General features: G+C 71.1%; 6 protein-coding genes. 1 reads left to right on the plus strand and 5 read right to left on the minus strand.

Annotated elements, in window-relative coordinates; translation table 11 throughout:
• Positions 1-103: 103 nt before the first annotated feature.
• The 5 genes from ACFWU6_RS33005 to ACFWU6_RS33025 all read right to left on the minus strand — a co-directional run bounded on the left by ACFWU6_RS33005 (position 104) and on the right by ACFWU6_RS33025 (position 7,724).
• The gene (locus ACFWU6_RS33005) at positions 104-1,030 is read right to left on the minus strand and encodes a carbohydrate ABC transporter permease (protein WP_383809249.1); all 927 of its coding nucleotides are present in this window, start codon (positions 1,028-1,030) and stop codon (positions 104-106) included.
• Positions 1,031-1,043: 13 nt separating this feature from the next.
• Complete coding sequence (locus tag ACFWU6_RS33010) at positions 1,044-1,988, minus strand: carbohydrate ABC transporter permease (protein WP_383985071.1); 945 nt, start codon at positions 1,986-1,988, stop codon at positions 1,044-1,046.
• Between the two features lie 69 nt (positions 1,989-2,057).
• Positions 2,058-3,506, minus strand: coding sequence for an N-acetylglucosamine/diacetylchitobiose ABC transporter substrate-binding protein (gene ngcE / locus ACFWU6_RS33015; protein ID WP_383809255.1), 1,449 nt, complete (start codon positions 3,504-3,506; stop codon positions 2,058-2,060).
• 342 nt (positions 3,507-3,848) lie between these two features.
• On the minus strand, positions 3,849-6,566 hold the full coding sequence (gene acnA / locus ACFWU6_RS33020) for an aconitate hydratase AcnA (protein ID WP_383809257.1): 2,718 nt from the start codon (positions 6,564-6,566) through the stop codon (positions 3,849-3,851).
• A 156-nt stretch (positions 6,567-6,722) separates the two neighbouring features.
• Positions 6,723-7,724 (minus strand): LacI family DNA-binding transcriptional regulator, encoded by a 1,002-nt coding sequence (locus tag ACFWU6_RS33025; RefSeq protein ID WP_383809259.1) that lies wholly within the window; start codon positions 7,722-7,724, stop codon positions 6,723-6,725.
• 106 nt (positions 7,725-7,830) lie between these two features.
• Between ACFWU6_RS33025 and ACFWU6_RS33030 the strand changes: the two genes are divergently transcribed.
• Entirely contained in the window at positions 7,831-9,804 is a 1,974-nt protein-coding gene (locus ACFWU6_RS33030) for an amidohydrolase (RefSeq protein ID WP_383809262.1), read from the plus strand.
• The last annotated feature ends 625 nt before the right edge of the window (positions 9,805-10,429 follow it).

Consider the following 10,429-nt stretch of genomic DNA (forward strand, 5'->3'; position numbering starts at 1 on the left):
GTGCGGCTCCGCGCTGCCCGGACACCTGGAGGGAGGTATGCGTCGTGACCATGCTCACTCCCCGCACCTCGGCGAAGCTCGCGCCGCCGGGCCGGTGCCGGGGCTACTTCAGGGTGGCCGAGGTCAGGCCGGCCTGGATCTGGCGCTGGAAGGACAGGTAGACCGCCAGCATGGGGATGATCGCGATGGTGGCGCCGGCGAACAGCACCGGCAGGTCCGTCTCGTACCCCATCTGCTGCTGGAGCTGGATGAGGCCCTGGGTGAGCATGTAGCGCTCGGGGTCCTCGCTCGTCTGCGGCTGCATGAGCACCGCGGGCAGGATGTACTGGTTCCACTGCCCCAGCACGTTGAATATCCCGACGCTGATCAGGCCGGGCTTAGCCATCGGCAGCATCACCTGGAAGAAGATCCGGGTGTCGGAGGCGCCGTCGATGACCGCGGCCTCGTACACCGCCGTCGGCAGGGTCCTGAAGAAGGAGTGCATGAAGAAGACGGTGAACGGCAGCGAGTAGGCGACGTACACCAGGATCAGGCCCTGGTAGGTGTTGAGCATGTCGAAGCGCTTGACCATGAAGAACAGCGGGACGAGCGCCAGGAAGACGGGGAACATGGCCCCGCTGACGAAGAAGTAGTAGACGGGCCGGTTCCCCCTGAAGGGGTGGCGGGCCAGTACGTACGCGGCCATGGAGCCGAGCAGCATGGTCAGCGGCACCGAGAACACCAGCACGATGACCGTGTGGACGAAGTAGCCCCCGATGCCCTTGGTCCAGGCCCGCGCGAAGGCGTCGAGGTGCCAGTTGGAGGGCCAGCTCAGGGCGGAGCCGCCGATCTGCGCGTCGGTCTTGAAGGAGCCGAGGACGAGCCAGATCAGGGGCAGCACGATCATGATCGCCCAGAGGGCGAGGAACCCGTGCGAGAAGACGTTGAGGACCATGCCGTCGGAGCGGCGCCGCTCCCGCTCCTTCGCCTGCCCGGCACCGCCGGAACGCTCCGCGGGCGCTTCGCCCGGAGCCTTGATCACTGTGGTCATGGAGGTCTCCCGCTCAGAACTCGATGCGCTCGCGGCGGGTGGCGCGCAGCGTGATGACGGAGAGGATCATGGTCAGGACGAGCATGACCACGCCCATGGCGCAGGCGTATCCGCTCTTGCCGAAGTACAGGAAGTTGCGCATCAGCACCGTGGCCATGACCTCGCTGTGGTGGTCGGGTCCGCCGCCGAACTGGCCCGAGGTCATGGTCGACACCAGCACGAACATGTCCATCGCGGCGATGCCCAGGTAGACCGCGGAGGTCTGCACAGAGTCCCACAGCAGGGGCAGGGTGACCTTGAAGAAGGTCTGGGCGCGTCCGGCGCCGTCGAGCAGCGCGGCCTCGTAGATGTCCTTGGGGACCGTCTGCATGGCCGCGGAGAAGAGGACGAGGTAGAAGCCGACGCCGTGCCAGACGACCACGAAGAGCAGGCACCACAGGACGAGGTCGGGCTCGTTGAGCCATTCGACGGGGTGCTGGGCGTCGACCACGCCGAGCCTGACGAGGAAGCCGTTGAGCAGGCCGCCCTCGTCGCTGCGGTAGATCGCGCCGAAGAGCACGGCGAGGATCGCGAGGGAGAGGACCTGCGGGAAGAAGTAGATGACCTTGTACCAGCGCGAGCCGCTGACGCCCTGGACTCCGCCGGCCCCGCCGCGCCCTCCCGCGTTCACCATGAAGGCGAAGAAGAGGGCGAGCAGGATCGTGATCACCGGGACGAACACCAGGAGCAGCAGGTTGTGCCAGAGCGCGCCGCGGAAGACCTCGTCCTCCAGCAACGCCGTGTAGTTGTCCAGGCCGACGAAGTCGAACGTCGGTGACTGGCCGGTCCAGTTGGTGAAGGAATAGCCGAATGTCTGAACATACGGCCAGATGACGAAGGTGACATACAGTGCGAGTGGCGCGACGAGGAAGCCGGCGATGAAGCCGCTCTTCCCCTTCCCCCGGGCTACGTGGCTCATGGTGTCCGTCCCTGGTTCCCCCGGCTACCGCCGGGTGGTGCCCCCACCGGGCGACCGGTGGACGCGGCGTCAGCTGCGGCGGTTGTTCTTGGCGTTGGGGTCCTTGGCCGCCTTGTCTACCGCAGCCTGGGCCCGCTTGATCCACTCCTTGGGCTGGATCCGCTGCGCCATCAGCTCATTGGACGCGTTCTCGAGCTCGGTGCCCATCTCGCTGTACCACTCGGTGTACAGGTAGTTGAAGGTGTTGTCACCGGCGCTCTTGAGCGACTCGACCGCCGACTGGGTGCCGGGCCGCAGCTTGACCGCGGGGTCCACGCCGTCCTTGACGACGGTGAGCGAGTTGGCCTGCTGGGCGAAGATCGTCGACCATTCGCGGGACAGCATCGACCGGAGGAACTCCAGTCCGCCGGCCTTGTTGGCGGCCTTCTCCGGGACGATGAAGGGCTCGCCGGCGCCGGCCCGGATGGCCTCGAAGGGGAGCTTGCTGTCGGCGAGCACCGGGACCGGGAGGAACTTCATGTCGAAGTCCTCCGGGGTCTGCTTCAGCTGCTCGTTCTCCAGCCAGGACCCGGAGGGGATGAAGGCGGCCTTGTACTGGTTCCAGGCGGTCTGGGACTCCGTGTGGGTGAGGCCGTTGGTGCCCGGCATCAACAGGCCCTTCTCGACCACCTCGTAGACCGCCTCGACGGCGGCGAGGGCGGCCGCGCTGCCCTCGAAGGCGTTCGGCTCCAGGTTGTCGATCGCCTTCATGGCGTCCAGGCCGCCCTTCTTGGCGATCAGGTCCATGATGACGACGTTGATGTAGTACGGGAACTTGCCCTGGTGGGCGAGGCCCCCGATGCCCGCCTCCTTGGCCTTGGCGCAGACCGCGAGGAACTCGTCCCAGGTCTTCGGGGCCGTCCAGCCCTTCTCCTTGAAGAGCTTGCCCGAGTACCAGAAGCCGAAGACGGTGTAGACGTAGTTCAGCGCGACGAACTTGCCGCCCTGGGTGCCCTGCTCGACCGTCCCGGCGATCAGGGTGTCGCGCACCTTCTTCGACGGGTCGTCGAGCGAGGGCGCGTCGAGGACCGCGGCGAGGTCGGCGAGCTGGCCGCCCTTGGCGAGCACGTCGAGCTTGATCTGCTGGGCGCCGGCGTCGTCGACGACGTCCGGCGGGTTGCCGCCGTTGAAGCGCGGCTGGAGCTTGGCGGTGATCTCCTGGGTCCCCAGGTGGGAGCTGGTGGTGCCCCACTTCTTGTCGAAGGCGGCCTCCCAGGCCTTCGCGTAGTCGTCGCCGAAGCCGCCCTTGAAGACGACGACGTCGAGCTTGCCGCCCTTGGCCACGCCGAAGGGGTTCTCCTTGGTGACCGCTCCCTTGGGGGCGCCGCCCTTGGGCGCCTCCTCACCGCCGGAAGCGCACGCGGAGAGGAAGCTCATCGTCGGCACGGCGATCAGGCCGAGTGCGGCGGAGCGCTTGATCAGGTCGCGGCGGCCGAGGCCGTCGGTGCTGTTCTCGCCGTGGGCGGAGGTGGATCCCATGCTCAAGTCCTCGCCTTCGTCAGAAGTGTGAAGGAGGAGGGGCATCGCGACAGTTGCCGTGCATGCGGCATCACCGCAGGTCCCCGCCGTCCCCCGGTCCGGGGCCGCTCGATTCGCGGTGGTCCGGACGGGCACAGGTATAGTCCACTTCCGCTCGGGTGAGCAAGATCATGCACAAGGATCAGCCCCGGCTTTTCCGAGTTGAGACCTCACCGTCACCTGACCCGGCCGCCGAAGGCACCGGAACGAACGGAAGGGCCGTATCCCCTTTTTCGGGGATACGGCCCTATGGTGCCGACTGGCGGAGCCGAGTCGACTGATTCGGCTCCGCCTGGCGCGCCTCTAGCCTCGGATGAGGTTGCGGAGCACGTACTGCATGATGCCGCCGTTGCGGTAGTAGTCCGCCTCGCCCGGCGTGTCGATGCGGACGACCGCGTCGAACTCCACGCCCGTGTCGGTGGTGACCTTGACGGTGCGCGGGGTGGTGCCGTCGTTCAGCTCCTCCACGCCGGTGAAGGCGAAGGTCTCCTCGCCCGTCAGGCCCAGGGAGGCGGCCGTGGCGCCCTCCGGGAACTGCAGGGGCAGGACGCCCATGCCGATCAGGTTGGAGCGGTGGATGCGCTCGTAGGACTCGGCGATGACGGCCTTGACGCCGAGCAGCGCGGTGCCCTTGGCGGCCCAGTCGCGGGACGAGCCCGAGCCGTACTCCTTGCCCGCCAGGATGACCAGCGGGATGCCGGCGGCCTGGTAGTTCTGCGAGGCGTCGTAGATGAACGCGACCGGCGCGCCCTCGACGGTGAAGTCGCGGGTGAAGCCGCCCTCGGTGCCCGGCGCGATCTGGTTGCGCAGGCGGATGTTGGCGAAGGTTCCGCGGATCATGACCTCGTGGTTGCCGCGGCGGGAACCGTACGAGTTGAAGTCGCGGCGCTCGACGCCGTGCTCGGTGAGGTACTTGCCGGCCGGGGTGTCGGCCTTGATCGCACCGGCCGGGGAGATGTGGTCGGTGGTGACCGAGTCGCCCAGCTTCGCCAGCACGCGGGCGCCGGCGATGTCGGAGACCGGGGTGGTCTCCATCGTCATGCCCTCGAAGTAGGGGGGCTTGCGCACGTAGGTGGACTGCGGGTCCCACTCGAAGGTGTTGCCGGTGGGGATCTCCAGCGCCTGCCACTGGGCGTCGCCCGCGAAGACGTCCTGGTAGGACTTGTTGAACATGTCCTCGCCGATGGCGTTGGCCACGACGTCGTTGACCTCGGCCTCGGAGGGCCAGATGTCCTGGAGGAAGACCGGCTCGCCCGCAGTGTCGGTGCCGATGGCGTCCTTGGTGATGTCCACCTTCATGGAGCCCGCGATGGCGTACGCGACGACCAGCGGCGGGGAGGCCAGGTAGTTCATCTTGACGTCGGGGTTGATCCGGCCCTCGAAGTTGCGGTTGCCGGAGAGCACCGAGGTGACCGCGAGGTCGTGCTCGTTGATCGCCTTCGAGATCTCCTCGTCCAGCGGACCGGAGTTGCCGATGCAGGTGGTGCAGCCGTACCCGACGAGGTTGAAGCCCATCTTGTCGAGGTACGGGGTGAGGCCGGCCTTGTCGAAGTAGTCGGTGACGACCTTCGAGCCCGGGGCCAGGGTGGTCTTGACCCACGGCTTGCGGGTCAGGCCCTTCTCGACCGCCTTCTTGGCCACGAGCGCCGCGGCGACCATGACGTAGGGGTTCGAGGTGTTGGTGCAGGAGGTGATCGCGGCGACGGTGACGGCGCCGTGGTCGATCTCGAAGGAGGTGCCGTCGGCCAGGGTGACCGGGGTCGGCTTGGACGGGGCGCCGTTCGGGTGGTTCGCCGGGGCGTCGGAGGCCGGGAAGGACTCCATGCCCGCCTCGTCCACGTCGTCCACGTAGTTGCGCACGTCCTGGGCGAACTGCTCGGCGGCGTTCGCGAGGACGATGCGGTCCTGCGGGCGCTTGGGGCCGGCGATGGAGGGGACGACCGTGGAGAGGTCGAGCTCCAGCTTCTCGGAGAAGTCCGGCTCGGCGGCCGGGTCCAGCCACAGGCCCTGCTCCTTGGCGTACGCCTCGACGAGCGCGACCTGCTGCTTGTCGCGGCCGGTCAGGCGCAGGTACTTCAGGGTCTCGTCGTCGATCGGGAAGATCGCGGCGGTGGAGCCGAACTCCGGCGACATGTTGCCGATGGTGGCGCGGTTCGCGAGCGAGGTGGCGGCGACGCCCTCACCGTAGAACTCGACGAACTTGCCGACGACGCCGTGCTTGCGCAGCATCTCGGTGATCGTCAGCACCAGGTCGGTGGCGGTGGTGCCGGCGGGCAGCTCGCCGGTCAGCTTGAAGCCGACGACGCGCGGGATCAGCATGGAGACCGGCTGGCCGAGCATCGCGGCCTCGGCCTCGATGCCGCCGACGCCCCAGCCCAGCACACCGAGGCCGTTGACCATGGTGGTGTGCGAGTCGGTGCCGACGAGGGTGTCGGGGTACGCCTGGCCGTTTCGGACCATGACCGTGCGGGCCAGGTGCTCGATGTTGACCTGGTGGACGATGCCGGTGCCCGGGGGGACGACCTTGAACTCGTCGAAGGCGGTCTGGCCCCAGCGCAGGAACTGGTAGCGCTCCTTGTTGCGGCCGTACTCCAGCTCGACGTTCTGCAGGAACGCCTCCGGGGTGCCGAACTTGTCGGCGATGACCGAGTGGTCGATGACCAGCTCGGCCGGGGCCAGCGGGTTGATCTTGGACGCGTCGCCGCCGAGGGCCTTGACGGCCTCGCGCATGGTGGCGAGGTCCACGACGCAGGGGACGCCGGTGAAGTCCTGCATGATCACGCGAGCCGGCGTGAACTGGATCTCCTCGCTGGGCTGGGCCTGCGAGTCCCAGTTGCCCAGCGACCGGATGTGGTCGGCGGTGATGTTCGCGCCGTCCTCGGTACGGAGCAGGTTCTCCAGCAGGACCTTCAGGCTGTAGGGGAGGCGGGCAGAGCCCTCGACCTTGTCCAGCTTGAAGATCTCGTACGACTCGTCGCCCACCTGCAGCGTGCTGCGGGCGTCGAAGCTGTTCGCCGACACGACAGTCTCCTTCATGCATGAATTCGCGCGTTTTACCGCAATCCTGCCGCGTGGCCCACTGGCCAGTCCGCTAAGGTGAGGCTAAGTTAGGTAACCCTTACCCGCGCGGGACGGCTGCGGTACGCCTGGGGCAGATATCTCGATGTCGAGATAACTCTAGTACATGTCCGGGGGAAGGGACGAGGCGCGCACCCGTAGTCCTGTCGGCACGGTGCGCTGCCCGGGGGATTCCGCATGCCCGGATTCGATCAGTGTGACCAGCGCGGACACCGCCGTCACGGCGATCCGCTCGGGATTGAGGGTGACGGTGGTCACGGAGGGGTCGAGCTCCGCGTACCCCGGATCGTCGCTGGCGCAGACCAGCAGCAGGTCCCCGGGGGTGCGGATGCCGTGGCGCGCGGCGGCGGCGAGCACCTGGCGACCGCCGGGGTCGTAGACGCAGTAGACGGCGTCGGGGCGGCCGGGGGCGGCGAAGGCCCCGTCGAAGGCGTGGCCGGCCCCGTCCGCCGGGTCGAACGGGATCACCAGGGCGGGCCGGTCGCGCTCCGCGCACCAGCGTTCGTAGGCCGCGGTGACCGCCCCGGTGTAGAACTCCCGGCCGTAGCCGCAGTGCAGGGCGATCCGGCGGGCCCCCGACGCGGCCAGGTGGTCGAGCACCTCGCGGGTCGTGGCGGCGTGGTCGTTGTCCACCCACACGTCCGCCGGCAGCGGGGCGGCGGGCCGGCCGTCGAAGACCACCGGCAGTCCGCGCGCCCGCAGCGCTCGAAGCACCGGGTCCCCCTGCGGGCTGTCGAGCAGCAGCATCCCGTCGACGGCGAGGGTGTGCCACAGGGGCTCGGCGCCCCGGTCGGCGGGCAGGGTGGTCAGCGCGTAGCCGCGGGCGTGGGCGGCGGAGGTGGCGGCGGTGAGCAGCCGGGAGAAGTAGGCGACGCCCGCATAGTCCCAGGCCGAGCCGGCGTAGGTGGTGACGGCGAGGCCGAGGGTGCGCGTACGGGGCCCCCGGCGGGCTCCGTAGCCGAGGGAGGCAGCCGTCTCGCGGACCCGGCGGCGGGTGCCGTCGCCGAGCCGGCCGGTGCCGTTGAGCGCGTGCGAGACGGTCGCGGTGGAGACCTCCGCGGCGCGCGCGATGTCGGCGATGGTCGGTCCCGGTCCAGGCACGCGGTCATCGTACGGACGCCGCCTGCGGATTCCGTCGGCCGGGACGGCTTCTGGTTACGGGCTTAATCAAAGAGTGTCCTCGCCACGTCCAACGTACGGAGTGGCCATGACGTTTTCCCCGCACCCTTCCTCTCCTTCCGCCTCCCCCGTCCCCCCTCCCGCCCGGCCGCTGTCCCGGCGCGGGCTCCTGGCCGCGGCCGGCGCCGCCGGCGCGGCCGGTCTGGTCGGCGCCGCGGCGGGCGCCGCCTCGGCGGCCCCGGCGGCGCCCTCGGGGCGCGCTTCGGCGGCCCTGGTCATCCACAACGCGCGGCTCTTCACCGGGGCGGCCCAGGGCGACCCGGCCCGGGGCGGCGCGGGGTGCGCCGTGGCGGTCGGCCGGGACGGCCGGATTCTCGCCACGGGCCCGGACGCGGCGCTGCGCCGGTACGTCGGCCGGGACACCGAGACCGTCGACGCGCGCGGGAACACCGTCATGAGCGGCATCCACGACGGGCACGTGCACCCGCTGGGGGCCGGGGACCGGTCGCTGCGGCCCTCCCTGGAGGGTGCGGAGACCACCCGCGAGGAGCTCCTGGCGATCCTCACCGGCTTCCTCGCGGACACCGGGGGCGCGGGGGCGGAACCGGACCGCTGGCTCGTGGTGGAGGACTGGAACCCGGTCGGCCTGCTGCCGACCGGCAGCGTGCCGCACCACACGGTGCTGGACGCGCTGGCGACCCGTCGGCCGGTGATCCTGGTCGGCGGCGACGGCCACAACCTGTGGGCGAACCGCCGGGCCCTCGACGTCGCGGGGATCACCGCGGCCACGCCCGACCCGGTGGGCGGCCGGATCGTGAAGGGCGCGGACGGGCAGCCGACGGGCGTGCTCAAGGACGACGCCCAGGAGCTGGTGAAGCGGCACGTGCCGGAACCCTCCCGGGCGGAGCTGGTCACGGCGTGCGCCGAGGTGCTGGGGCTGGCGGCCGCCTCCGGGGTCACGACGATGATGGACGCCCTCGCGGGACGGCACGAGTTGGGGCTCTACCGGGAGCTCGCCGGGTCGGGGCGGCTGCCGCAGCGGATCGTCCCGGCGATCCGGCTCGACGCCGCGCAGGCGAAGGACCCGGCAGGGGCGCTGGCGTACGCGCAGGGGCTGCGGCGGGAGTTCGAGGGGGTGCCCGGGCTGCGGTTCGGGATGGTGAAGGTCTTCCTGGACGGGGTGATCGAGTACCCCGCGCAGACGGCGGCGCTGCTGGCGCCGTACCTGGACGGGGCGGGGAAGCCGACGGGCAACCGGGGGGAGCTCTACACCTCGGCGGCGGAGTACGGGCGGCTGACCGCGGCCTTCAACGCCGCCGGTTGGCAGATGCACGCCCACGGGCTGGGCGACCGGGCGGTGCGCACGGCCCTGGACGGATACGCGTACGCGCGCCGGGTGACGGGGCGGCGCGACCCGCGCAACGCGGTGGCGCACCTGCAGCTCGTGGACCCCGCGGACCTGCGGCGCTTCGCGCAGCTCGGCGTGGCGGCCTGCATGCAGCTCCAGTGGGCGGCCGAGGACACCTGGACGATGGAGGCGCTGCTCCCGTACATCGGGCCGCGGCGGCACCGGTGGATGTACCCGGCCCGCAGCCTGGAGAAGGCGGGGGCGCGGCTGTCCGGCGGCTCCGACTGGCCCGTGGACGCGCTCCAGGTGTGGAACCAGCTGCGGACGGCGGTCGACCGGCAGGGCGCCCACGGCGCGGGGCCGCTGCACCGGGAGCTGGAGGGCCTGGGGCGGAGTTCGGCGCTGCGGATGCACACGTCGGGGACGGCGTGGCAACTGCGCCAGGAGGGGCTGACGGGGACGGTGGAGCAGGGCAAGGCGGCGGACCTGGTGGTGCTGGACCGGGACGTGACCCGCTGTCCGGTGGCCGACATCAGCGGGACGGTGGTACGGATGACCCTGGTCGGCGGCCGGGTGGTGCACGACGCGGAGTCGGCGGCGGGGCGGGCGGCCTCGGCGCGGGCGGCGCGCGGAGCCGCAGCGGTGCCGCGGCCGGCGTCCTCCACGGCGGTGCACGGCGGACGCCACCGCGCGTGCGGCTGCACGACGACCTGAACCCGCCGGGCCGTGCGGCCGAACCACCGCGCCCGGCCGACCGGGGCCACCCCGGCACCGGCCGGACCGACCCGCGCGGCAGGCCGAGGCCGCCCGGCGTCGGCCGGACCAACCCGCCCGGCCGACTGGGGCCGCCCTGGCGTCCACCGGACCACCTGAGGCCAGCCTGCCGCCGGCCGGCCCACCGTGTCCGGCTGGTGCACCGCGTTCGGCCGCACACCTGCCTGCGGCCACCCCGGCACCGGCCGGACCAGCCCGTCCGGCCAACACGGCCGGCCGGGGCCGCCAGGCGCCGGGGTGCGGACGTACGGCGAGCCGGGGTCGCCGGGCGCGCGGCAGGCCGCGGGCGCTCGACGCACCGCGGCGCGGCGCCCCACCGGGCGCCTGCCGATGCCGGCCCCGGGGTCGGCATCGGCATCGGGAGGCACCCGATGGGCTGGAGCCCGAAGGGCCGAATGCGGCAGATGGCCGCAAAGGGCACAATGCAGCCTTGGTCGCCGAGGGGACCTCGGTCGTTGCCGGGGGGCGTGTAGCCCCCCGGCAACAACACAGCGTACCCCGGGGGGGGTGGGCGCAACCGGGGCCGGGCCCGCCCCCCCGGGGGGGGGGGCCCCACCCCACGGCC

The sequence above is a fragment of the Streptomyces sp. NPDC058674 genome (assembly GCF_042716505.1).
Taxonomy (GTDB): Bacteria; Actinomycetota; Actinomycetes; order Streptomycetales; family Streptomycetaceae; genus Streptomyces.